Origin of the sequence: Vibrio sp. 03-59-1 (assembly GCF_013114135.1) — a bacterium.
GTDB classification, from domain to species: domain Bacteria; phylum Pseudomonadota; class Gammaproteobacteria; order Enterobacterales; family Vibrionaceae; genus Vibrio; species Vibrio cortegadensis.
In genome coordinates this window covers 1-25851 of record NZ_VTYA01000004.1, presented here as the reverse complement: position 1 = coordinate 25851, position 25851 = coordinate 1, and the positions used below count along the sequence as shown (strand labels likewise).

The following is a 25851-nucleotide window of genomic DNA, read 5'->3' as shown; positions in this document are numbered from 1 at the left end:
TCAATATTGTTCTAGAGTCGCTGTCTAGCAAACTAGACAAAAATAGTACTCGCTCTGCTAGTAACTACCTTAGACTAATATCAAGCAAGATTATTTTACTTGTAATATTAAACCATTATCAGTGTCTAACAAAGTGTATTTCTTCTGGTCATCACATTCAACTTGGTAACCTTTTACATTTGATGCTAGTTTAAAATCAGTGATTTTTGAGCACTTAATACCACCATCTTGAATAACTCGTAATGCAGCGACAATGTTCTGAGTATCTGTACTTATACTAGGCGCTTCAACTTTAGGTAGGCCAAAAGCCATTGCGTTGAAAGACAAAGTTAAAGTCGCTGTCACTGTTAATAGTTTGTTCATTTTTTTACCTGATATATTTATGTTTGGGTGTAATTTATATGGTATATCATATCATGTAAAGTGTAATATTATTGTTAGAATCTACTAATTATTTCATCAAATAAAATATCGTACTGTTTTTGTTTTCTTTTCGTATTTTATACCATATGATGCCGAAAAATTTTATTAGCTCATGCCAATTAATAAACAGAATTTTTTTTGTTGGTTATGGGGGCTTTGTGTTTTATAAATCGAAAGGTAATTAATTAAATGAATTATTTGAGAGTTAGCTCTGTTGCTTTCGCCGTTATGGTTTCTTCTGGTTGTTCTACTCTTATACAAAATAGCGATTATAAAAAATTAAATGAGCCTCTTGAAAAGGGAGATGTCGCAACAGCACTAATTAATACAGAGCAACTTGCTGGTGATATCAATCCTGAAGATGGTCAAGCAGGCGATCTTTTATGGGCTCTGCAAGCGGGAACCCTGAATCATGCTACTGGTAATGATCAAAGAACTATTATGTACTTTGACTCTGCCGAAAAATCATTTCGAGACGAAAATTCTGAAGGTGTTCTGAAAAATACTGGTGAAGCGACAGGTGCAGTCTTAGTGAATGATGCAGTCCTTGACTATGAGCCAACGCAATTTGACATGGTGTATGCTAATCACTATAAGGCAATGTCTTTTTGGCATGATGGCGATCCAGCCATTGCACGTGTTGAATTTAATCGTGCTGATGAACGCCAACGTCGTGCTGCAGAGGCTTTCTCAGATATCATCAAAGAGCAGCGTGAGCTTGCAAATACAGAAGATGTTAAACAGATCAATTACAGTAAGATGATGGGTGATATTGATACCCAAATGCAGTCCGCAGGTATTGATATGACCGGAGGTGAGTGGGCCCCTTACGAAGGTTACGTAAATCCGGCAGTCACTTATGCTTCATCATTGTTCTTTATGCTTGAAGGCAAATCGCAGTCTGATTACAACAAAGCGATTGATGGTTTCAAGCGAGTGTATGGCATTAGCAAAAATGCTTCCGTAAAGGTTGATATGCAAATGGCGCAATCTCTGGCAAAAGGCGTTGCTGATTCTGAAATGAAGCCGACGACTTGGATTATTCATGAAGATGGTTTGGCACCTAAGAAGTCAGAATTTAGGATTGATTTACCGGTGTTTCTTTTAACGGGGAAGGCTCAAATCGCTTCTTATGCGATACCAAAGATGGGAACTGGTACACCTGCGGTTAAAGAACTTAAAGTAGGTCATTTTGTTACTTCTGAAATAGCGGATGTGAGCAAAATCATTAAATCTGAATTTAAAGAAGAGCTTCCTGCCATTAAAGCTCGCGCTGCTGCATCTAGTATCTCTAAGGTTGTAATGCAAGTTGCGGCTGCAGAAGCTGCAAAGAAAGATGAGACAGGCGCTGGCGCATTATTACAGCTTGGAACCATGCTTTATACCCTGGGTTCGACCAGTGCTGATATTCGCACGAATGTTCTTCTACCAAACACTGTAAACGCAGTGCGCATACCTAAACAAAACTCGTTTGTTATGAAGGCTGGTGTTTTCGATATCCCGGTAACTACTGATCCAGATGCAAAATACTCAATTGTCTATGTACGCACGATGAACTCAGTGGTAAAGCCAACTGTATCAGTCATTAATATCCAATAATTAAAATCTAGGAAATAACATGAAATTATCAAAATTCATCACTCTAGCTGTTTCTGCATTAATCATGGTAGGTTGCCAAACGACAACGCAATATATTGATAGTAGTGATCAAACAACAAATATTACGGCTGGACTATCGAACGCTGATTTTGAACAAGCAGCACAAGAGGCAATTGAAGAAATGATTGTTTCTCCTTTGCTTGTTCATCCTAAGGCTCAATCTGGCGGTCGTTACGTTATAGCTGTAAGCGATATTACTAATGACACTATGCAGCGTATTTCCACCGAACAAATAGCTAAAAAAATTCGTGTTGGTCTACTTCGTTCTGGTAAATTTTTAGCGACAAATGCGATTGGGGCAAACAAAGACTCCCTTGTTGTAGAGTCAAGAAAAATGCAGGAATCTTCGATTGTGAATAAGAGCACAGCTAAAGGAAACAACATAATCATGCCTGATTTTTCTTTGTCTGGAACTATTCTTCAGCGTGTTAATTCATTAGATAGCGGTGACCAAAAGATTGAATACTATTTCCAGTTAACTCTAACAAACCTTGATAACGGATTAGCGTATTTTGAGTCAGAAACTGTAATTGGCAAAGTGGCTGACGGCTCAACGGTTAGCTGGTAAGACAAATGACTAAAGGTATCCAGTGGGTACCTTTTTTAACGAATAAACACTCAGGTAATGTCTTTTACGCGTTTACTACGAATAGCGCGAAGTAGGTAACATGAAAAAAATTTCAATATTAATTGCTATTGCGATGGGTTCAACGAACGCACTGGCGAATTTAAGTAATACTGCAGTTGTAGACACTGTAGCAACTAACGATACACAATCCGTTCAGAAAGAAAAACACGCAACTCAATCTCAAGACCCAGAAGATATAGCAATTCAACGAATCCAACATCGTATAGCCAAAGAGTGTGTAATCGATAGCTTGGGGTATACATTGAACCCTAAAGGTTGTGTTGATGCACAAATCAAATTCTATGTCGCTCAAGTAAAGAAAAAAGAACGAGCTAAAGCTGCAAAGCTTGGTGCCGCCTATAAAAAATCGTTTGTTCATAGCGGTACTGCGAAAGTCTCTGTGGATAAAACAGATTTGAAATGGGGAGACCATCGTATTGCAGCATTCGGTGATGCGATTCAGGTAGCACGCGTTAACTTTATCACTGAAATTAATGCAGATTTGTCTTCGTCAACGTTAAAGGGCACCTCATTTGATAACGGTATCGAAAAAAACGTTAGTTTTACGGACTCTGAAAAGAGAGCGTTTTTAAATAGAGAAGCGAACTTAGATATAACAGCAGGTGTTGCAGATGCAGTGATAGAAAGTGAAACGGGAAAAGAAGTTAACCTTTCAGATAGTATTGAACTTCAGCCGATGACTAAAACAGTTAAGGGCAATGAGTCGACGGTCGTGACTACAAAGAGTGTTGATGCTGCAGCTGAGATCTCGGGAAGCTACGTTGTACGTTCATTTGAAGCAGTTAGTGAAGAAGGTGTCACTTGGGTTGGTGTCGTGATTCGTGGCTCTGAAAAATCAAAGCGTCAAATTCGCTCGATCTATGAAGGTGGTTCTTCATATCAACCGGTTCCTGAAAAAGTAGGCAAGGGCATAGATCCATATATTTGGTTTAACAAAGAATACAACAACCTTTATAAAGAAGTCGGTACCAAACTGATGTGGAATGAACGTGGCTATCCCGTTTTACTGTCTTTTGGACAAACTTCTAACCCATATGTACAAGGGACGTTTGATTACGATATGTATGAAACAGACTTTGCAGCTGATGAGGCATTGACTCGCGCTTTAGGTGGGTTGTCTGAAGTATTCAATTTACAAGGTGTATCAAATAAAAAAAGTGCAATTGGAAAAACAACGCGTAAAGAATTTACAGTTACATTTGATGGGCAAAATGAAAAAATTAAGACGAAAGAAATTACTGATCTTGTCAAAAAGGTTAAGTCATTTTCTGAAATGAACTCGTCGACTAAAGGTATGCAAGGATTGAAGGAAATTGGTACTTATGACAATTACCATCCTGTAACTAATAAGAAAATCACTGGAGTTGTTTACGTATGGAGCCCGGAATACGCAGCAGCTTCTCAAAGTTATAGTGCTCAACAAGGGGCTGACACGTCAAAAGGTATTGGTGGATATAACGGTGGAGGTTCTATTGCGGGTCAAGAACAAGCCACAACCCCTGGCGTATTTTACAGTGAGACACAGCCTACGCAACAATCTTTAATCATGTCACAAGACTTGATGGATGATTCTGACTTTTAATTGGCTCCCTGCGTTAGCTCGTGGGGTAATACTTTAGGATGTAATAATGAACAAATTATTTCTACTGTTACTGATTTTGCCAGCAATTGTGTCAGCAAAATTAGTTGAAGTTGAAGCCACTGGTTATGGCGTTAGTATTAGTGCCGCGACTGATGACGCTTTGGTCGCTGCAGTTAAGCAAACAAACAACACGACAATAAATGTGAATCAAAAGTCAGTGTCAACATTACTTAAAGAGAATGGGACAACGGATCTATCCAAAGCGACAGGTAAAACATTTGATTTAGCCGCAAATGGTGTGATCAAAGAATATAGAATCGTTGAGTCGGAATGTGATGGCGATAAGTGCTTCGTTAAAGTTGTTGCAGTAGTTAAAGAGTCAAAAGAGACCGTGATTGAGAACCTCAATCGCAAAAAAGTTTCAATTAAGAAATTTAAAGGTAAGTTGAGTGATAACTTTAATGCTGCATTAGAACAGTCGTTTACAAGAGGCGGCGGGAAGTTTGCTGTTATTGAAAACGCTGTTGATGAACAAATGGATTATCTGATTGAATTGACGCTTAAAAAGGCGAATACGAATTCTTGGAAAGTTGATAATCGAAAAACAGATCCTCTGACTAATAATGTGACAGGTTCTATAAAAACAAAGTATTCATCAATTTATGAAGTGAATTATCGAGTGATTTCTGGAGCGACTGGCCAAGTGAAGTACGCTAGTTCGAAAAAATCAACTTCCTCACGGAACAATTTAAGTTTGCTGGCTAAGTTGGCGGCGAATAAGGTGTATGAAGATATTACCGATGCCGTTTTCCCTATGCGAATTGCTGCGGTATACCCGGAAGTCAATGAGATTGCAATTCCCACTGACGGTAAGATATTTGTTCTCGGTCAGAAACTGAAAATCACTACAGTTGGTAATAAAGTCCGAGACCCATATACCAAGGAAGTCATTGGCTATCAGACTGTAAAAGTAGGTGAAGCGAAAGTTTCCCGTATTGATCGTAAAGTTCTATACGCAACGGTTACGACATCAAATGTAGAGAGTATTCAACCCACGATGATTGTTGAAGTCATTAAATCTAAGCAAAAAATCGTCAAGAAAGCGAAAAAGCCTAAACCTGTAGAGGTAAAAGAAGAGTCAATTGTCGACAGTTCACATGGAGGGATTATACTCTAAATCAAAATTTAACTATTTTGTTTTAAGAGTTTTCTATCGTTGTTCTTCAGGCATCAAATTGGCAAAAGTGACGAAGTAAGGCTTCGTCACTTTTTTAATCATGTGGAAGGTACGATCCTATTACTCTTGGGACACTTTCAGTGTGAGAGTGGCTTTTAAACCGCCCATATTACTTCTTTCCAATTCAAGTGAACCGCGATAACTGTGTGCCATTTCACTGACGATATTTAAGCCAAGCCCTGTTCCCGCTGTGGTTTCATCTAATCGAACACCACGCTTGATTACCTGATCTATCTGATCATTTGGAATTCCAGGGCCGTCATCTTCAATCATAATGGTCGCGTTGTCGTCACTGGTTTGAACGGCATGAACACGGATAATAGAGTGAGCCCATTTGTAACCGTTCTCGAGTAAATTACCGACCATTTCATCAAGATCGGTTTTATCCACGTTAACAAAAAGATCACTATCTAGTTCATTCACGAGCACGACATTACGTTCAGCAAACACTTTATCGAACGCCATTGAAATCGCATCGACACGCTCACTGGGTGAGGTTCTAACTGCGAGAATATTCATTGATCCCGCCATTCGAGCGCGGCTTAAATGGTAATCAATATAATCTTGAATCTGCTTGATGGGAGGGGTGAGCTTGGCCTTTGGTTCTGACTCTAAGGTATCAATTTCATTTTTTAGAATAGAGAGAGGCGTTTTCAGTGCGTGAGACAAGTTACCTGCATGGTTTCGAGCGCGTTCAAGCAGTTCTTGGTAATGAAATAGCAGAGCATTGAGATCAGACACCAGCGGAGAAACTTCTTGAGGGTAGTTATTACTCAGCGCTTGCTGATCGCCGCTACGTAACATCGCAAGTTCTTGCTGCATTTTCGTCAATGGCCTGAGTGACCAACTGACCTGTGCTCCAATTAAGATTAAAACACCGGTAAACAGTAGACCTAAAATAACCCATAACTGACCAGTAAGCCTGTGTAAGGTCTCTTCAAGTGGATCTTCATCTAGCCCGATCAAAATGGAAATGGGTGTCGAAAGCTCAGGGAGATAAATCTCTCGTTCGATGTAAATCAGCTTCTCATCTTGAGCGCCACGCGCAATGGTCTTCAGTCCTGTTTTTTCAACTTGTATGCTTTTATCCCAAAGAGAACGAGAACGTAAAGTGTGTGATTCAGCAGAAGCTGTCCAATATAAGCCACTATAAGGTTGAATAAAACGAGGATCAGATAAGCGTGCGCTCATGGATAAACTGCCACTATCATCCGCTTCTATGTTCGCGGTGATCTCATCCATGCTTCGGTTAAGTTGGTTGTGAACGTCTTCTAATAAGTAATCGTTCACCAGTTTCGGTATACCAAGTCCTGCGGCCAAAATCATAGCCGACAGCCATAAGGCAGCCGCCAATAGTAGGCGGCTTTTCAGGCTGATATTTTTTAGCCTCTGCTTAGAGGTTCTGTGATACATAGAGGTTCTGTTATGCATAGAAGCTTTGTGGTGCTTAGTTGGCATTGAGTCTGTACCCTAAACCACGCACTGTTTTGATGACCTTAGGTGCGATTTTTTTACGGATCCGACCTATGAATACTTCGATGGTGTTTGAATCTCGGTCAAAATCTTGTTTATAGATATGTTCAACTAATTCGGTGCGAGAGATGACTTTCTCTGGGTTATGCATAAAGTAAGCGACCACTTTATATTCTAGGGCAGTAAGGCTCATGGCTTGACCTTGCCACATTACTTTTGAGCTTCGAGTATCAAGGCTAAGATCGCCTATTTGCATGATTGGAGAGGCATTGCCAGATGCGCGACGAAGCTGCGAACGAATTCGAGCAATCAGTTCTATCATTTCAAACGGTTTGGTTAAGTAATCATCCGCGCCTGCATTCAAACCTTCAACACGTTGAGTCAGCGTGTCACGCGCACTTAAAATAATTACCGGAGTATTAATATTTTCATCTCGAATACTTTTTAAAACCGTTAAGCCATCGAGTTTTGGCAATCCAAGGTCGAGCACAATCGCGTCCCACTCTTCTGATGTGGCGCGGTATAAAGCATCAATGCCATCTTGTGAAAGTTCAGGTACCCAGCCAGTATTTTCGAGGGTTTCAATTATTTGTTCACCAAGACGTGGTTCATCTTCGACAACTAAAATTTTCATTATTGTTTTTCTCTTTAGGATTGGATTTCAGTTTGGATTATTTCTTAATGACATCGTGAAGGTTGCGGCCTTTTATTTCAATCATTTCTAAGGTGGCAGCATTGTATTCAACTTTGATGACGCTGTTTTTATGCACTAATTTCAATTCATACACCCACTCATCGTCGTCTTCTTCTAGTTCGACTTTGATAAGACGGCCGTTTAATTGAGATTCAACTGCCGCATAAAGCTCTGAAAAGGGTTTAATTAAGCCTGCTTGTACTGCGTCGTAGACTTCGTCTTGATCTTCATCGATCTCCACGCGAGTCCCTGCTTTATGCTCATCTAGAACGATGTTATGCCCATTTTGATGATCTTTTGCGAATGCTAATGGACCTGAAAAAATGGATAAAATCAGACAAGATATAAGCGTATGTTGTGCCTTGTTTTTCATACAATTTCCTAAGCAATAACCTGATAGGGCAGCGTTGATATTTCCATACTCAGTATAATTAAACATAGATGAACATAAAGTGAATAAGTGGATTGTAAGTTAAATCTGTAGACTTAACGGCTTTGCATTTCATCTTCAAATATTTTGTCGCGCATTTTCCAAAATCGTCCGACCTTTCTTGCTACCACAAATTGAGGAGGGCGAAAGCGGTGTTGGTTAGCGACGACGCGAGTGGGTGAACTCTCTTCAAATGGTCGATGTCTATCCGCAAGGTGAGGTCGAACAAATTGATCTTTAAACAGTTGTTTTTGCTTCTTCGTGGTTAATGGCCAAAACTCATGAACTTGAGCTTGGTTTTCACCTAGATAGGTGACTTTAAGCTGAGATTTTCCTGTTGAGTCTTTATGAACATTTAAATCCATCTCAAGACACTCAAATACTAACGCATCTTTTAAGTTGAGAGCCTCTTTTAGTTTTTTATCAGGGTCAACTAAAGTGGCATCGCACTCATGACAAATACGCGCGGCAATGTCATTGTCTGCTCCGCAGTTGCCACAATATTTAGCTCTGAATCGGTATCCACAATGCTCCCGTTCTTGAGTCTCTTCATCGGTAAAATAACCTTGGCAGCGACGTCCAAAATGCTCTAGTAAGAAACCATTACTGTCTAGCTTTCCCCAGAAGTTATTATTGAAACCGCAAGCCGGGCAGGGGATGGTGACGATTTCGCTCTCAGAATCCGGTTTTGGATCGCCCACTTCTGGTTGATAAAGGTCGTAGCTATTGCCTGCATAATCGAGTACTAAACATTCGGTTTTTCCCTCAGATAGGCGTAACCCTCGACCTACAATTTGCTGATAGAGACTGATTGATTCTGTTGGTCGCAAAATCGCGATTAAATCCACATGAGGCGCATCGAAACCCGTGGTTAACACCGAAACATTGACGAGAAATTTGATATGGCGGTTTTTGAAGTCATTAATGATCTGATCGCGCTCTAATGTAGGAGTATCACCGATGACAATTGCGGACTCTCCAGCTGGCAGTAGGCCTAAAATCTCCTGCGCGTGACGAACCGTTGCCGCAAATACCATTATGCCTTGTTTGTCTTGTGCCAGTTGAATGATTTGGTCGACAATCTGCGGTGTGGCGCGTTTAGATTGCTCAATGACCATGTCCAGTTCCGCTTCTTTATATCGCCCAGTGTTTGCTGGCTTAAGCTTAGAGAAATCATAACTGAGTACAGGAGCATCAATCATTCTGGCGGGGGTCAAAAAACCTTCATCAAGCAGGTAACGAATCGGCAGTTCAAAAATGCAGTCACGGAAAAATCTCGGTTCTTCAGAGCGAACTTGGCCGCGAGTATGGTATTGGTATAACCACCCCATGCCTAGGCGATAAGGTGTGGCGGTTAAGCCTAACACTTTGATGCCGGGGTTTATCTCTCTTAAGTGGGAAATGACTTTTTGGTAGCTGCTTGTTTTCTCATCGGGTACGCGATGGCATTCATCAATGACCAAGAGTGAAAACTGATTCGCAAAAGCGTCTAAGTTTCTAACAACGGATTGTACTGAGGCGAAGACGACCTGTTGATCGGTCTCTTTACGACCTAAACCCGCCGAGAATACGGCCCCTTTTAAGTCATAACCTTCGTATTTCGCGTGGTTTTGCTCAACTAACTCTTTTACGTGCGCCATCACCAAAACTCGTCCTTTAGCGAGACGGGCGAGTTCTGCAATGACTAAGCTTTTTCCTGCTCCAGTGGGCAGTACGAGAACCGCAGGTGTGCTGTGCTTACGAAAATAGTGGATGACCGCTTTAACTGAATCAGCTTGATAAGGGCGAAGTGTGTACATAGGGATGCGTTTATTAACCTTTCAAATGAAGCAAATAGAATAAGAGCAGCGGCGGTTTACACAAATAATGTGAAATAGCTCAACTATTGAGTAAAACAAGACTATAATACCTGACTTAATTTAGTCGAGGTATTCATGCGTTTAGATAAATTTTTGTGTGATTCATTAGGTGTTACTCGTAGAGAAGCGACAATCCTTCTTAGAAAAGGCGAAGTAACCGTAAATGGCGAGAAGAAAAAAAGCGGTTCTGTAAAAGTAACAGAGCAGTGCTGTGTTGAGTGGCAAGAGCGCGAAATAACGGTGAAAGGCCCTCGTTACATAATGCTATACAAACCGGAAGGCTTTGTTTGTTCACATGAAGATGGTTCTAATCCAACCGCATTTGAATTGCTTGATGAAATCAAAATGGACGAACTTCATTTTGCTGGCCGTTTAGATGTTGATACGACAGGTTTAGTTCTGATCACCGATGATGGCCAATGGTCTCACCGCATTACATCGCCTAAGCGTAAATGTGAAAAAACATACCGCGTATGGCTGGTTGAACCTGTTGAAGATGACTATGTTGAGAAGTTTAAGCAAGGTATTGAGCTTCGCAGTGAAAAAGAGCCAACACTGCCTGCACATCTCGAAGTTCGCGCCGAAAAAGAGGTGCTACTGACTATCCATGAAGGCAAATACCATCAAGTAAAACGTATGTTTGCTGCTTTGGGTAATAAAGTAGAAGCACTTCACCGTGAAAAAATTGGTGAAATTGAATTAGATGAAGAGTTAGAGTTAGGTGAGTACCGTTATTTAACTCAAGAAGAAGCGGATTCTATTTGGAAATAGTGGCGTAGGTTAAAGCCTGACGTTTATTTTCATGTTCGCGTATTAAAGTCATGGCCCATTTGGTCGTGGCTTTTCTTTAGTTTCGAAGTTCTGATTTATTTTTTATTGCAATATCTGATGATAGTTTTCGTTTGTAATACTTAGTCTTACGCCTACTTATCACCTCCACTTCCGCATAGGAGAGTTATGACCACAACCACTGAACCAAGCATTTCGCAGGGAAATACTCAGCCGACAAGCGTGAACCCCAATGAGCCGCCTAAATTAGGGTTGTTGCTATTTTTAATTTTGGGTGCGATTGGTGCGCTGACACCTTTAGCTATCGATATGTATTTGCCAGCAATGCCGACGATCGCTAAAGATCTTGGCGTGTCTGCTGGTGCGGTTCAGATTACGTTAACCGCTTATACTGCTGGTTTTGCGTTTGGTCAGTTGCTGCATGGCCCTTTGGCCGACAGTTTTGGGCGTCGGCCTGTGCTCATCATTGGTGTGCTCTTTTTTGGCATTGCTGCGGTAGTGAGTGCGACAACGACGGGTATTGAAGCGCTAACTTATGTCAGAACCGCGCAAGGCTTTGCGGGGGCTGCTGCGGCTGTGGTGATACAAGCTCTGGTTCGCGATATGTTTGATCGTGAAGATTTCGCTCGTACCATGTCGTTCATTACCTTAGTGATGACGATCGCGCCGTTAGTTGCGCCTATGGTGGGGGGGTATTTGGCTCTGTGGTTTGGTTGGCGTTCTATTTTCTGGGTGCTCGCTATTTTTGCTGCACTGGTGATTGCTGCGGTGTTCTGGAAAATTCCGGAAACATTGCCAGTAGAGAAGAGACAACCATTGCGCTTTAGAACCACCATTCGAAATTACGCTCGGTTATTTAAGAATCCAGTGGCAATGGGGCTGATATTTTCAGGTGCATTCTCTTTTGCCGGAATGTTTGCTTTCTTGACCGCTGGCGCATTCGTCTATATTGATATTTATGGCGTACGACCTGATCACTTTGGTTATCTGTTTGGAATGAATATCATTGCGATGATTTTGATGACGAGCATTAATGGTCGCATGGTGAAAAAAGTGGGCTCACATAATATGCTGCGCTTTGCTTTAACCATTCAGCTGTTAGCGGGTGTTGGCCTATTTGCGGGCTGGGCGCTCGATCTTGGGTTGTGGGGAATTGTTCCATTTGTCGTTCTATTCATCGGAACACTCTCAACAATCGGTAGTAATTCTATGGGGTTATTACTTAGCGGTTATCCGAAAATGGCGGGTACTGCTTCTTCGTTAGCTGGAACACTTCGTTTCGGTACTGGTTCTGCTGTAGGTGCTTTGGTGGCAATGTTCCCATCCACAACCGCAGTACCAATGATTTTGGTGATGACAGCCTGCTCTGTGCTGTCAGCATTGTTATATTGGACATTAGGGAAAAAGGCATAATGTCGAAATACCATATTGAAATTCAAGCATTAGTAAACGCTGCATTAGAAGAGATGGCAGCGGAACACGAAAGCGGAAAGTTGGTCAATGCTCCTGTTGCAAATAACCACTTTCTGGTTCGTTGGGTAACGAAAAACATTAAAACCAAAGTGTTTAATAAGTGTATTAGCAGCGACATGATTCGCTGGCAAAAATCGGGTCGTTCTAAAGGTAACCAATCCGATCTTCTGTTTACGTTCAAACGTATTTCGGCCTTCTACGGAAAGATGTTTCCACAAGGTGACGACACTAAACCATTAAAAGACAGCGATGTTGAAGCGTTCATCGATAAAATGGATGAAGCGGGTTGGTGTGTAACGAATACAGAAGTGCTAACTAATGGTGAGAAGATTCAGTTCTTTACGGATGGCGCAGACTCTTTCGCGATGTGTGCTGATCAATGTGATGACTCTTTTGACGGTGAAATCATGGCACGACCAATGAATTGGTTTGTTCGTGGCAATCACGCGAAGTTTATTGAGATGGCCGCAGACGCTGGTTTCATGCTGCACAAACGCACTGACTACAAATCATTGGTTAAATACCATGGTGAGTATATTGTTTACCCTGGAAATCACGGCGTTGAATTAGCTGAAATTCCGATTAGCGTCATTGGTTAATTGATTGGTTAATTGATTGGGTCATCGGTTAGCGGATTCGTTTTAATCGTTGAATTATAATGCCTCTTTTGAGCTTTATTGGTAAGGCTTCAAAAGGGGCATTTTTATTTTCTGTTTTCAGCTATCGACTGTTTACACGGCATGTCTCATTGTTTGTGCATGCCTAATAGTTTGTGTATGTCTAGCTGCTCGTGCATGTCTAGCTGTTCGTGCATGTCTATGGTGAATTAGCTCTTCTCCGCTTGTTTACCGGAGGCCTTTTTACAGATAGCCTTTACCATGCCTCTAAAAATAAATAGATGGGCAGGCATCATGGCAAACCAGTAGAGTAATCCTAAAAACCCTTGCGGATGCCACCAAGCGGTTAAGTTCACCTCTCTATAGTCACCATGATCAGTGATGGTGCACTCAAGACGTCCTAAACCGGGTCCTTTCATCCCAAAAAATAGAGAAAGAAACTGATTTTTTTCACAGCGAATCACTTTCCAAGAGTCAATAAAATCACCCACTTTTAATTCAGGTCCTTCAGGAGATCGACGTATCGGCCTCTGACCGCCAAAGAAGATGTCGAGCCATTCCCGTGTACGCCATAACCCATTAGCAAAAAAGTACCCTTCTTCTTTGCTTCCTATTTTTTGTGCAACTTCCCATAGTTGCTCGCTCGATAACTGAGTATGTGCACTTGCCCCAGCTTGTTTAGGGTAATAGCCGTAACCAGGCTGCCAGCGTTGTAAGGCTGCGGGTTCAAATCCCCATACATTACTGCGGACAAATGTACCTTCTTGTTTAATTGTCTCCCTTACTGCGTCTTCATAAGAAATAAGATCTTGCGGGTATAGTTTGCGTATTGGCTGAGCGTCGGCAATGTAGTCGTGTTCCAGTCCGGCCAGCAGCGCTTTGCCAATATTAGAGGGGACGGAAGTGACTAAGCTAAGCCAATATGAGGCCATTTTAGGAGTAAGGAGAGCGGTAGACCATAAACGGAGTGGCTTTTTGACCGCCTGGCAGATCACTTTAAATTGCTCGCGGTAGCTCAATACATCGGGCCCGCCGACTTCAAATGTTTGAGATTCGTTCGGCGATGCTTTCGCTAATTCTAATAGGTAATGATTGAGGTTAGGTAGGGCAATGGGGTTTGCTTTTGAATCAACCCATTTAGGTGCGATCATTAGAGGTAGGTTGTAAACAAAGTCGCGCATAATTTCAAAAGCAGCGGAACCTGGCCCAATAATGACGCCAGCGCGAAGCTCAGTCACGGGTATACCACTAAGTCGAATGATCTTACCTGTCTTCTTTCTTGCTAATAAATGTTCAGAATTCCCCGTTTGCGGCTGGAGTGCGCTTAGGTAAATAACATGTTTGACTCGGCTATTAAGCAGAGCTTGAGAAAAGTTCTCCGCAAGTTGTAGTTCATATTCGATGAAGTCGTGTCCCTCTGCCATCCCGTGAACGAGGAAGAAGACAAGATCGAAATCATCAACAAGCTTATCGGTCTCATCCTTATCCGCTAAATCTAGATAATGCATCGTAAGGCTAGGGTGGGGAGCGGTTCTCTGTTTGAGATAATCGATATGACGAGCTGCGGCCGTGACAAGATGACCCTCTGCTAGCAACTTCGGGATTAGTTGTGATCCAATGTAGCCTGACGCACCTAATATAAGAATTTTTTTCATGCTCATCCATCAGCCTTTTTAGTGGTCGAAATATGCACTAAGGGCTATAGTATCAGATTATTATCGAGTTCTATCAATATGTTGTGATTTGGTTACGATTACTCGGTTTTTGTTTATTAAAGGTGATGTTCTTGGCTCTTGTCTCTCAAATAATTTTCCATACCAAAGGTGATTTTTTACGCCGCTTAATTGCGATTGCATTACCTATTGCCCTTCAGAGTATTATGTTCTCAAGCCGAGGTTTGGTGGATGTACTTATGCTGGGACAGCTAGGTGAAGCGGATATTGCCGCGGTGGGTGTGGCGAGCCGAGCCATGTTTGTTACAACCATAATGTTAGTGGGTGTAAACACTGGAGGCGCACTATTAACGGCTCAGTTCTGGGGCGCAGGAGATAAAAAAGGCGTTAGGGAAAGTACCGCCCTGACTTGGATGATTGCGGTGGGTTTTGCTCTATTGACCATCGTCTTTTTTGTCTTATTTCCAACTCAGATTATGTCACTGACCACCGATTCGAGAGAAGTTCAGCAACTGGGTCGTGACTATATTGTTATCACATCGTTTAGCATGATAGCAGTGGCTTGTGTGAGCAGTATGGCGGTAGGTTTACGTGCGATGCACAAGCCGGGGATTAGTACCTTTTTTAGTGGAATCGGAATCCTGTCGAACGTCTTCCTCAACTGGGTGCTTATTTTCGGTAAGTTTGGATTCCCAGCTATGGGGATCACCGGTGCAGCAATCGCGACGGTCTTAAGCAGCGCAATAGAGGTGATGTGTTTATATGGTTACCTATATAGCAAGAAGCATCTTCTCGCTTTTGGTATGAATGACATAAAAGCCGCGTGTTATTGGGACAATATTGTTCGCTTCTTAAAATTATCAATGCCGACAACGTTCAACTTTCTTGCGTGGGCTGGTGGTTTATTCGCGTACCATGCCATTATGGGACAAAGTGGTGTTCAAGGCCTTGCTGCACTCTCTGTCATGACGCCTGTTGAGTCGATCTCACTAAGCTTGCTCATCGGTCTATCGAATGCCGCGTCAGTGTTAGTCGGCAACCAGCTAGGTGCTAAAAAATACGATGCCGTGTATTACCAGGCGCTGGGTTTAACTTGTTTAAACATCATCGTTGGTGTTTGTGTAGCTATCTTGCTCTTCTTTATTCAGATCCCGATTTTAAACGCTTTCTCTGCGCTGACACCCGAAACAAGGGAAATGGCCGAAAAATTCATTGTTATCTTAAGTTTCGGCATCATCCTTCGATCCGTTCCTATGGTGGTGATCGTTGGGGTGCTGAGAGCGGGTGGTGATGTGAAGTTTTGCTTGTATCAAGATCTTATCGCTCAATGGTTGATCGGCATTCCGCTGGCTGCTTTTGCTGCTATCAAGCTAGGGATGTCTCCGGAGTGGATTTATGTGCTGTTTCTCACAGAAGAAGTGGTGAAATGGGGAGGCTCACTTTATAGAATGAAAAGCAAGAAGTGGATGAAAAATTTGATTGAAAATTAGACATGTGAATTATTGATGCTGCAATGGGATGCGTATATTGTGATCTGTACTTCAAAACACTTCCTACTAACAAGGAATTAGTGTAGATTCTGAATCCAATTTAGAGTTCATGTGGTGATTTAATGCTAAGACTGTCGGACCTGTGCAAAGGCTATGTAGATGGGGGGGAATTTCACCCTGTACTGCAAGGGGCAGAGCTTCACTTAAATCAAGGGGATCAAGTTGCTTTAATGGGAGAAAGTGGTTCAGGAAAGAGCACTTTACTTAACCTTATTGCTGGTCTCGATACGGTAGACTCTGGTGAAATTGAGTTCCCTCATTTGCAAATGCACAGTGCTTCTGAGTTTAACCGTACCGCTTTTCGTCGTAATAATATTGGTAATATATTCCAACAGTTCAACTTGCTCCCAACGCTTAATATTGCCGACAACATCCGCTTTTGCCGTCAATTAAAAGGCCTACCTGAAGACAAAGCTCTATGGCGTCAGATTTTATCTGCATTGGATCTGATGGCACTTTTAGGGCGTTACCCAGAAGAGGTCTCTGGTGGTCAGCAACAGAGAGCGGCGATTGCAAGGGCTTTATATATGGAGCCTCAGTTACTACTGGCAGATGAACCAACGGGTAGCCTTGATGAACGTAATGCGGAAGCGGTAATGCGTTTATTAACCTCACTTACTCGTCAGCTAAATTGTACGCTGCTACTTGTCACTCACAGTGAAAAAGTTGCTCAGCACATGGAAGGGCGCGTTCGCCTTCAAGGAGGGCAATTGCATGTTATGGCCCGTAGTTAAGGCGCTACTAGGTCACTACCGTCGGTATCCTTTACAAATCATTCTAGTTTGGCTTGGTCTTACTCTTGGCGTATCACTTTTGGTGGGTGTTACGGCGATTAATGATCATGCAAAACAGAGCTACGCGAATGGTGAGAAACTTTTTTCAAACCCTCTTCCTTACCGTATTCGCCCAAAGCACAACGCAAATAAGATCCCACAAGGGTTTTATATTCAACTCCGCAGAAAAGGCTTTAACCAATGTGCGCCTTTTGATAATCATCGCTTAACAACCAGCAATGGTACTAGCTTGATGCTGATGGGGGTCGATCCTATTGCGATGATGCAGTTCAAAGATGATATTCACTTAGAAGATTTGACCACGTTAAGCTTGATGAAGCCGCCTTATCCGCTGCTTGTGAGTCAGCAATTTGCGAAACATATGAACTGGTCAGAAAATTCATACATAGAGTTGAATGATGGTTCAAAGCTTGGGCCCATCACCATAGATAGAAAAAATCAACTCCATGGCACCAAAGTCGTCGCTGATCTGTCATTACTTCGCATGCTAAAACGAAGCTCTGGGCTGTCTGTTATTGCTTGTGGTGAAATGCCAGCGAAAAAGTTGCAAGCGTTAAGATCCCTATTACCCAACGGCATGGCGATCTCGCGTAGTACAAAAGCGGAACTTGAGTCATTAACGAATGCTTTTCATATGAATTTATCAGCGATGGGGATGCTCTCTTTTGTCGTTGGATTGTTCATATTCTATCAAGCCATGTCGCTTTCTTTTATCCAGCGTCAGCCTCTTGTTGGAACATTACGCCAAATTGGCGTGTCAGGTTGGCAATTGGCAAAAGCGCTCTCTTTTGAGTTGGTTTTATTGGTCCTCATTAGCTGGCTTTGCGGTAATGTACTCGGCTTACTCCTTGCTAATCAGCTTATCCCTGCCGTATCGGCTAGCTTGGGTGATCTCTACGATGCAAATGTAGGTTTATCGATAACGTGGGGTTGGAGAACAAGTTTATATAGCCTAGCGATGGCATCATTTGGGGCGTTCATTGCTTGTAGCTGGCCTTTGATTCGCTTACTTAAATCACAGCCTATTCGTCTAACGTCGCGTTTATCACTGGTTCGCTTTGCTGGTACGGAATTTAGTTGGCAAGCGTTGATCGCCTGTGCGTTTTGTGTCGCTGCGATTGCGGTGTACCAAGCGCCTAAAACTCAAGAAACAGGTTTTGCGATAATTGGTCTGATGCTTGTGAGTGTCGCTTTATTCACGCCATACATCATTTGGAAACTGTTTAACGCGCTGTCTTACTCTTTACGCTGGGTTAAAGCTCGTTGGTTCTTTGCTGATGCGGCTGCGAGTATGAGTTATCGTGGGGTAGCAACGATGGCGTTTATGCTTGCTTTAACTGCAAATATTGGCGTTGAAACTATGGTAGGCAGTTTCCGTGATACGACGGATAAGTGGTTAAGCCAGCGATTAGCGGCGGATGTTTATATCTACCCAAGCAATAATTCTGCGGCGCGAATGAGTACCTGGCTTACTGCTCAGCCTGAAGTTGATACGGTTTGGTGGCGTTGGGAAAAAGATGTGTCAACGGCTGGTGGCCCTATACAGGTCGTGAGCTCCGGCTCTTCAGAAGGTGAGCTTGATGCCTTAACCGTTAAACTAGGGATCCCAAATTATTGGTACCAATTGCATCAGTCCAAAGGTGTGATGATCAGTGAGTCCATGTCATTGAAATTAGACATCAGACCGGGTGACTACATCGATTTAGGCGAAAGGCTTGGCAAAAAATGGCAAGTGGTTGGAGTGTATTATGATTATGGCAACCCGTATCATCAAGTGATGATGTCACATCGCAATTGGTTGAACTCCTTTGCTGGTAGCGGCAATGTCGCTCTTGGCGTCGTGCTAGAGGATAATGTGAATGCATTGGGTCTTAAGCGTCGTTTAGAGAGTGTGTTTAGGATGAGTTCTGAACGTGTTTTTGATAATGGCAGCATCCATAGTCAGGCCATGAGAGTTTTTGATCGCACTTTTGCTATTGCTGACACTTTAGGCAACATCACACTGGTGATCGCGGTATTCGGCATTTTCTTCTCGACCTTAGCTGGAGAAGTTTCAAGGCAGCGTCATATTTCTTTACTCCGCTGTTTGGGTATGTCAGGGAAAGAGTTGATCGCTATGGGGAGCTTGCAACTGGTGGTATTCGGTTTGATTTCGGCGATAATTGCGATGCCTCTAGGACTCGCATTAGCTAACTTGATTGTGGATATTATCATCAAGCAATCCTTTGGTTGGTCCTTGGAGTTACAGGTGATTCCTTGGGAATATATGCAAACTTTTGCTTGGGCGATGTTATCGCTAATTGTTGCAGGTGCGCTACCTGTTCTTCGAATGGTTCGTAATACACCGATCAGTTCACTAAGAGATGCGTTGTAAATGAAAAACAGAAAAGATTCGGATACGACGAAGCACTCTAGTCAGACTACACATTCTGGTCAGAAGTCGGACTCAGGTGAGTTACGCGTTCAAGATCTAGGTCGTCACCACCATTCTAGTCGCATTATCACGGCCTCTGTGATGCTGTTTGTTATGATTCTTTTAGCTTGTGGTGTCTATTTTTCATTTTTTGACTCCTCAAATGAAACTAAAGCAAGTAACGTAAGCCCGTTATTTCATAGTGAAGAGCGAAAGGTTTACGACCCAGTGCTTCCAGATAAAGCAGTTAAACTACCAGCAGACTTTCAACTTCATCCCGACTTTCAGCATGAGTGGTGGCACTACTTTGCAAGTGTTGTGGATGCTGAGGGTCAAGAGTATGGGATCCAGTGGAGCTACTTTAGGGTTGCCACAGATGAAAGGGAAACGTCTGGCTGGCAAAGTCCACAGCTATATATCGCCAATGTTGTTATTAGCTCTGGAACAAAAACGTGGAAAGAGCAGCGTTTGGCTCGCGGTGGAATTGGCCAGGCAGGAATGCGCAATCGTCCTTTTAGGATCTGGTTAGATAACTGGAGTTGGCGCTCATTAAGTTCTACGCCCTTTCCTGGTTTGTTAGATGTTCAGTCAGATGAGTTTGGCATGGTATTGACATCTAAGACCATAGGACCTTATGTCTTAAATGGAGATAAAGGCTATCAAATTAAGCATGATTTACTGCCTATCGCTTCTTACAGTTTCAGTGCTCCATTTTTGAGTGTTCAAGGACAACTTCGTTTAGAGGGGCAACCAGCGTTCGCAGTTAAAGGCAAAGCTTGGCTGAATAAAGAGTGGGGGAGCGCTCTACTTGCTGAAGGAAGAAGAGGTTGGGATTGGTTTGTGTTTGACCTTGATGATGGTCGGACATTAAGCGTGACTCAATCTCGACATGATCAACAATTGCCTTATACGTATGGCACTTTGGCGGATAGATCGGGGAAAGTAATAAGTTTGTCTGATTCAGATATATCGATCACGCCATTAAATACCAGCACTTTACCGAATGGACGCAGGTTGCCATTACAGTGGTCGATAGAGGTGCCTGAAAGCAATATTAAATTGATGACCAAAGTGGTTCGTAGGGATATGTGGCTGCCTTTTGTCATTCCATATTGGGAAGGCCCAGTGTCCGCTTCTGGTTCCCATGAGGCAAAAGGTTTCATGCAATTGACGGGCTACTAGTGACGAGTATTCACTGAATAAGATCGTATGAACAAAATGCGCTGATGAAATTATTGTTTACATGATCTGAGCCTTCGTCGCTTTATCTCATTACGTCAGATCTTGCCCATGTATGTTGTATTTTGGGGGTAAGGGTGGTTTTTCTATCTTATTTTTCTACTCTCATGAGCCAGTCGGCCTATTATGAATGGGCTGCCTGTGCTTTCATGATTATCCGCATCCTTCACTTTTCGTATCTTTCTGATTGATAAAATATTAATCGGGTGCACTCAGTTGCATTTCTAATCTATACTCCCACTTATGAATAAAAATGTAACTTTAAGGAATATACGCTGTATTGTTTATTAAACATCGGAAATTCCGAAGTTAAACATCTAAACAATCGATTATTCCAAACTGTCGGTGATCTATAAACTCAGATCTATTCTTTGTTATCAGATTATTAACATAATAAATATAAGGACGATATCATGAGTGATGTCATTCGCGACTTCTTCAAAATGGAGTCAGCTGGTGGAATTTTATTAGTCATTGCTGCTGCGATTGCAATGACGATTGCAAACACGTCGTTTAATGGTGTTTATCAAGAGTTTCTTCATACCTACGTGTTCGGCATGTCTATTTCGCATTGGATCAATGATGGTCTAATGGCGATTTTCTTCTTTTTGATTGGTCTTGAAGTTAAACGTGAATTACTTGAAGGTGCACTGAAGTCAAAAGAGACAGCAATATTCCCAGCAATTGCTGCCGTGGGCGGTATGTTGGCACCTGCACTGATCTATGTACTGTTTAACTCTGGTGACCCACAAGCAATGCAAGGTTGGGCAATTCCGGCCGCGACTGATATTGCATTCGCGCTAGGTATCATGGCTCTGCTAGGAAAGCGTGTTCCTGTTAGTTTGAAAGTTTTCCTACTCGCCCTTGCTATTATCGATGACCTTGGTGTTGTTGTGATCATTGCGCTTTTCTATAGCGGTGACCTGTCAACGATTGCATTAACGATTGGTTTTGCGATGACTGGTGTGCTCTTTATGCTTAATGCCAAACATGTGACTAAGATAAGTATCTATTTGGTCGTTGGCTTTATTTTATGGGTGAGTGTACTCAAATCGGGTGTTCATGCGACGCTTGCAGGTGTGGTTCTAGGTTTTGCTATTCCACTGAAAGGCAATGAAGGTGAGCGATCTCCACTCAAACACCTTGAGCATGCACTTCACCCATATGTCGCGTTTGCAATTCTTCCTCTGTTCGCATTTGCTAACGCAGGTATCTCATTGGAAGGTGTTTCAATGGACGGTCTGACATCGATGCTGCCACTAGGTATTGCGTTGGGGCTGTTAGTTGGCAAACCTTTGGGTATCTTTACTTTCAGCTGGATTGCGGTAAAAGCTGGCGTAGCGAAGTTGCCTGAAGGCATTAACTTTGTCCATATATTTGCAGTATCAGTGCTATGTGGTATCGGTTTTACCATGTCTATATTCATCTCATCACTTGCATTTGGTTCGGTGAGTGCTGATTTTGATACTTACGCAAGGTTGGGCATTTTAATGGGATCTACAACTGCGGCTGTGTTGGGTTACGCACTATTAAGCCTATCATTGCCTAAGAAAGCATAATGGTTGTGCTCTTCTAGACAAAAACCTAGACAAAAAACAAGCCCTCTAAATGTAGAGGGCTTTGTTGTATTTATGAGTCCAGAAAAATGTTACTTCTTGATGGTGGTGAAAATCGTCCACTCTTCAATCACCGCTTCTTTAAGGCCAACAACGGTCGCAGTAACTTTTCGGTTGATTGCATGGGATGTTGGATCATCACCTTGACTCTCTAGTTTGGACTCACCATACCCAACGATACGAGCGCGGTCTCTAGTTATGCCATAGGAGATAAGCCGTTTTTGAACATTGTTCGCTCGCTTCTTTGAAAGTTCGAGGTTGTATTCTGGTGACCCGATCTTACTGGCGTAACCTTGGATCTCAATTGACGCCGTTTTATAGGTTTTTAAAAACTCCGCCATCGTACGGATTTGCTCAGAAAAAATTGGGTTTATCTCAAAAGAGTTATGAGCAAAGAGAATCTTGAGTTGCCTTACCTCCTCTGAGCGCATTAGTTCTCCACAGCCATCATTATCGACTTGTGATTCTCTTGGCGTTCCTGGACAAATATCACGAGCATTCACGACACCATCTCGGTCGTCATCTTGTAAATCTGAAACTTGAACGGCTGTTGGTGTATCTATGTAGGGGTAGTCTTGCTCAGCCCAAACCATGGTTGAAATGGACAGAACTAAGCTAGGGACTACAAGGATAAATTTCATAGTTAGTACTCCATCTCTTTCGTCCACTCTTCAGGTATATCTACCAGTAAAGCATCCAGTAGGCTCCCAGTGGCATTCATCACTCTATACTTTGCATATTGCTCGGAATAGTGCGCATCGAGGTAATCTTTTCTCGCTTCAAATAGTTCATTTTCAGTATTGAGAAGATCAAGCAATGTTCGTTGACCGATTCGATACTGTTTTTCGTAAGCAATCACGGTCTGAGAGGCCGAATCTACATGATCCGCCAAAAAGTTTTTCTGTTGCAAAGTCAAATCAAGCGCACTCCAAGATAGACGAAGCCCTTCTTCTACTTGTCGGAATGCTGTATCTCGTAGATCTTTTGCTTTGTTCAATTGGTATGCGGCAGATTCACTACGGTCGCTGTCTGATCCTCCGTTGTAGAGATTATATCGGAGCCTAAGCATCGCTAGAGTTTCGTCACTTCGACCTTCATCACCGCCAGCATCATCACGCCATGTCTGCGAAGCTTCAAAAGAAAGAGTAGGGTAATTATTGCCTTTCGATTGCTCATATTGGAAGCGAGCAGAATCGATATCAGCATTAGCGACTTTAATGACAGGGTGTTTTTCGAAAGCAAAATCGATGGCTTCAGTTAAAGCAAGAGGGAGTTTGGAAATATCAGCTCTAGGATAGATAAGTCCTAAAGGTGCTTGGCCCACTTCTCGTTTAAATTGGGTATGGGTATCGATTAAGTTGTTCTGCGCAGCAAGTAAGTTTCCGTGAGCCTTGGCTATTCGAGCTTCAACCTGAGACAGGTCTGCTGTCGATCCTAATCCTGATTCTGCACGGCGTTTAATATCTTTATAGATCTCTTTGTGAGTCGCGAGGTTACTTTCAGAAAGAGCGAGAACTTCACTCGCTTTCACCGCATCTAAATATATTTGGGTAACATTGAGTGCTTGATTTTCAGCGTCCGCTAATAGTTGCAATCGCACCGATTCAGCATCGGCAGCGGTTCGATCAATGTTATTCAGCGTTGCCGAACCATCCCAAATAAGTTGTGTAAGCGAAATCGTCGCTTCTTTACGTGTTAGATCGGTGGTTGGATCATTCTGTTGAGCGGGGTCAATCCTTTCATAGCCAATACCAGCATCTAGATCGATACTCGGCCTATAGTCTCCTTTTGTTGCATCGTTGTCTTTACGTAGACTGATGTATTCGTTAAACACACTTTTTATTTGTGGATTGGTTGCAAGAGTATACGCAACTGCCTGCTCTAATGTTTGGCTATTTGCGGTAAAACTCGACACAATCAAGCAACTAATTAGATTGAGATTGGTCCATTTCAAGGTCATTCTCCTCTTTCTTTTCTCGCTAAAAATGCAGTCGATCAACCTAAAGTGTGTGATCGCTCTAGTATCAAAATGCGACTTTATTATCAGCAAGCTTAGTTTATAGAGTGAGAAAAACGAGAAATTTATCAAATTTTTTAAAATTAAATTCCCTTATAAATTGACATCTTGGAGTTTGATGGGTTTTAAGGGTTGTTATTGAGTTGAATGTTACTAGTGTGGCGACTAGTTTTATAAGATGCAAAAGGTGCGATGTTTATTCAGATATAAGACATATTTGAGCACACTCTTAGTGACGGAAGGGATCAACTCATGAAATCCACGACTCTTAATTATATAGCAGCGGCAAGTGGTCTGATTGTATTAGATGGGCTAGGTCAGTTGAAGCAATTAGAACCTGGAGAAAAACCACTACCCGGCGAGCTAGTTGTTTCAATTGATAATGGAGAACCTGATGATGTCAATATTGAAGCTCAGCTGATTGGAGACAATGCGCTGCCTCAGAATATCAATATCGATGATGAAATAGCACAAGTTTTAGCTCAAATTGAACAGGGAGAAGACCCCACTCAGAATGAAGATTTCGCGACAGCGGCTGGTGGCGAAATAGGGTCAAGTCCGACTGGTTCTGGCGATATAGAACGAACAGGTGCTGAGACCCTTGCGTTCACTAATTTTGAAACGTCTGGTCTTGAGGCTCAAGGCTTAACTGAATTACAAAGCTTAGCTTTAGGTGAACTTCTGGTTGAAGCATTTGCGATAATTTCAGGCGATGAAAATGTTGAAGTCGATGAAACGGATGCCCCAATAGAGACCGGGGGAGCTGTGGATGTAGATATTGAGGAAGTTTCATTTTTACCAATAGAAAATCAGCCAGGTGATAATAACTATGGTTTATTTTCTATTGATGAAGAGGGGAATTGGACATTTGTTGCTAATGAAGCGTTCGATGAACTTAATGTTGGTGATAGTTACGTTGATACCATTACCGTCTCAACGACAGATGACACTGAGACCACGATTACCGTCACAATCAATGGTACTGATGATGTACCAGAGTTGGTCGCAGATACAGGCAGCGTCACTGAAGATGTAGATGTTGTCGAGGGTAACTTGTCAGCGAGTGGTACTTTGGAACCTGGGACTGGCGGAGACGGCGGAGAAGATAAGTTTGTTGCTGCTGATATTGTTGGTCTCTACGGCAGTCTTTCTGTTGATGAAGATGGTAACTGGGAGTATTTCGCCAATAATAGCCAGGTTGCGATTCAAGAGTTAGATCAGGGCGAATCAATAGATGATGTCTTTACTGTACTAAATGCTGATGGAGTAACGGAAACAACCATCACCATCACCATTAACGGCGCGGAAGATCCGTCCGACATCACCGTGGGTGAAGGGGACAGCGATGAAGGCAGCGTCACCGAAGACGTGGACGTCACGCTGGCGGAGACTTTGGTCAGTGAAGGCAGCTTGACCATCACTGACGTGGACGCCAGTGACAATCCGGAGTTCAACCCGAACGGAGTGTTCACGTCCGCAGGGTCCACCAATGCGGCGGCACTCGGCAGCTTAGTGATTGACGCCGATGGGGACTGGACCTACACCGTCGACAACAACGCAGTGCAATATTTAGACGAAGGTGAAAGCGTCACCGAAATTTACACCGTCAGTGCCACCGATGGGACCGAGCATGTGGTCACCATCACCATTAACGGCGCGGAAGA

General features: G+C 42.6%; 21 protein-coding genes. 13 read left to right on the top strand and 8 right to left on the bottom strand.

The features are described 5' to 3' along the window. Nucleotides 1-90 precede the first annotated feature (90 nt). Complete coding sequence (locus F0249_RS04925) at nt 91-363, bottom strand: hypothetical protein (RefSeq protein ID WP_171756035.1); 273 nt, start codon at nt 361-363, stop codon at nt 91-93. 249 nt (nt 364-612) lie between these two features. Here F0249_RS04925 and F0249_RS04920 point away from each other — a divergent pair, with 249 nt between their 5' ends. From F0249_RS04920 to F0249_RS04905, 4 genes are all read left to right on the top strand, one after another. Then, nucleotides 613-2022: a hypothetical protein gene (locus F0249_RS04920; protein ID WP_171756034.1), complete on the top strand. Its 1410-nt coding sequence runs from the start codon at nt 613-615 to the stop codon at nt 2020-2022. A 19-nt stretch (nt 2023-2041) separates the two neighbouring features. After that, the gene (gene lpoB / locus F0249_RS04915; RefSeq protein WP_171756033.1) at nt 2042-2650 is read left to right on the top strand and encodes a penicillin-binding protein activator LpoB; all 609 of its coding nucleotides are present in this window, start codon (nt 2042-2044) and stop codon (nt 2648-2650) included. Between the two features lie 100 nt (nt 2651-2750). Further along, nucleotides 2751-4313 carry a hypothetical protein gene (locus F0249_RS04910; RefSeq protein WP_171756032.1) on the top strand — a complete coding sequence of 521 codons (1563 nt, stop codon included), beginning with the start codon at nt 2751-2753 and terminating at the stop codon, nt 4311-4313. 46 nt (nt 4314-4359) lie between these two features. Continuing rightward, entirely contained in the window at nt 4360-5490 is a 1131-nt protein-coding gene (locus tag F0249_RS04905) for a hypothetical protein (RefSeq protein ID WP_171756031.1), read from the top strand. 120 nt (nt 5491-5610) lie between these two features. Here the strand turns inward: F0249_RS04905 and F0249_RS04900 are convergent, their stop codons facing one another. The 4 genes from F0249_RS04900 to F0249_RS04885 all read right to left on the bottom strand — a co-directional run bounded on the left by F0249_RS04900 (nt 5611) and on the right by F0249_RS04885 (nt 9946). Further along, nucleotides 5611-6963 (bottom strand): ATP-binding protein, encoded by a 1353-nt coding sequence (locus F0249_RS04900; RefSeq protein WP_171756030.1) that lies wholly within the window; start codon nt 6961-6963, stop codon nt 5611-5613. A gap of 34 nt (nt 6964-6997) precedes the next feature. Continuing rightward, the gene (locus tag F0249_RS04895; RefSeq protein ID WP_017053731.1) at nt 6998-7657 is read right to left on the bottom strand and encodes a response regulator transcription factor; all 660 of its coding nucleotides are present in this window, start codon (nt 7655-7657) and stop codon (nt 6998-7000) included. A gap of 37 nt (nt 7658-7694) precedes the next feature. Beyond that, entirely contained in the window at nt 7695-8090 is a 396-nt protein-coding gene (locus F0249_RS04890) for a PepSY domain-containing protein (RefSeq protein ID WP_017053732.1), read from the bottom strand. A gap of 113 nt (nt 8091-8203) precedes the next feature. Beyond that, nucleotides 8204-9946, bottom strand: coding sequence for a DEAD/DEAH box helicase (locus tag F0249_RS04885; protein WP_136995861.1), 1743 nt, complete (start codon nt 9944-9946; stop codon nt 8204-8206). Between the two features lie 135 nt (nt 9947-10081). On the opposite strand from F0249_RS04885, the gene rsuA reads away from it, so the two are divergent. From rsuA to F0249_RS04870, 3 genes are all read left to right on the top strand, one after another. After that, nucleotides 10082-10777 (top strand): 16S rRNA pseudouridine(516) synthase RsuA, encoded by a 696-nt coding sequence (gene rsuA / locus F0249_RS04880; RefSeq protein WP_113796033.1) that lies wholly within the window; start codon nt 10082-10084, stop codon nt 10775-10777. Between the two features lie 186 nt (nt 10778-10963). Next, a complete protein-coding gene (locus F0249_RS04875) occupies nt 10964-12208 on the top strand; it encodes a Bcr/CflA family multidrug efflux MFS transporter (protein ID WP_171756029.1) in 1245 nt (414 codons plus the stop codon). Continuing rightward, on the top strand, nt 12208-12867 hold the full coding sequence (locus F0249_RS04870; protein ID WP_171756028.1) for a DUF2913 family protein: 660 nt from the start codon (nt 12208-12210) through the stop codon (nt 12865-12867). The genes F0249_RS04875 and F0249_RS04870 overlap by 1 nt, the downstream gene beginning before the upstream one ends. 227 nt (nt 12868-13094) lie before the next feature. Here F0249_RS04870 and F0249_RS04865 read toward each other — a convergent pair whose 3' ends face one another. After that, nucleotides 13095-14540: a DUF2867 domain-containing protein gene (locus tag F0249_RS04865; RefSeq protein WP_171756027.1), complete on the bottom strand. Its 1446-nt coding sequence runs from the start codon at nt 14538-14540 to the stop codon at nt 13095-13097. A 125-nt stretch (nt 14541-14665) separates the two neighbouring features. Between F0249_RS04865 and F0249_RS04860 the strand changes: the two genes are divergently transcribed. From F0249_RS04860 to nhaA, 5 genes are all read left to right on the top strand, one after another. Then, a complete protein-coding gene (locus F0249_RS04860; RefSeq protein WP_171756026.1) occupies nt 14666-16048 on the top strand; it encodes an MATE family efflux transporter in 1383 nt (460 codons plus the stop codon). A 122-nt stretch (nt 16049-16170) separates the two neighbouring features. After that, nucleotides 16171-16842: an ABC transporter ATP-binding protein gene (locus tag F0249_RS04855; RefSeq protein WP_017051782.1), complete on the top strand. Its 672-nt coding sequence runs from the start codon at nt 16171-16173 to the stop codon at nt 16840-16842. Beyond that, nucleotides 16823-19276, top strand: a complete 2454-nt coding sequence (locus F0249_RS04850) for an ABC transporter permease (protein ID WP_171756025.1) — start codon at nt 16823-16825, stop codon at nt 19274-19276. The genes F0249_RS04855 and F0249_RS04850 overlap by 20 nt, the downstream gene beginning before the upstream one ends. A gap of 141 nt (nt 19277-19417) precedes the next feature. Continuing rightward, on the top strand, nt 19418-20497 hold the full coding sequence (locus F0249_RS04845; RefSeq protein WP_171756164.1) for a lipocalin-like domain-containing protein: 1080 nt from the start codon (nt 19418-19420) through the stop codon (nt 20495-20497). A gap of 470 nt (nt 20498-20967) precedes the next feature. Then, nucleotides 20968-22113 (top strand): Na+/H+ antiporter NhaA, encoded by a 1146-nt coding sequence (gene nhaA, locus F0249_RS04840; RefSeq protein ID WP_113796044.1) that lies wholly within the window; start codon nt 20968-20970, stop codon nt 22111-22113. An 89-nt stretch (nt 22114-22202) separates the two neighbouring features. On the opposite strand, the gene F0249_RS04835 is transcribed toward nhaA, so the two are convergent. Together F0249_RS04835 and F0249_RS04830 are read right to left on the bottom strand one after the other, a co-directional pair. Beyond that, nucleotides 22203-22811, bottom strand: a complete 609-nt coding sequence (locus F0249_RS04835) for an OmpA family protein (protein WP_017051778.1) — start codon at nt 22809-22811, stop codon at nt 22203-22205. A gap of 2 nt (nt 22812-22813) precedes the next feature. Continuing rightward, complete coding sequence (locus tag F0249_RS04830; protein WP_171756024.1) at nt 22814-24124, bottom strand: TolC family outer membrane protein; 1311 nt, start codon at nt 24122-24124, stop codon at nt 22814-22816. Between the two features lie 315 nt (nt 24125-24439). Between F0249_RS04830 and F0249_RS04825 the strand changes: the two genes are divergently transcribed. After that, nucleotides 24440-25851, top strand: a 1412-nt coding sequence (locus F0249_RS04825) for a VCBS domain-containing protein (RefSeq protein WP_216599531.1), incomplete at its 3' end; no start/stop codon positions are given.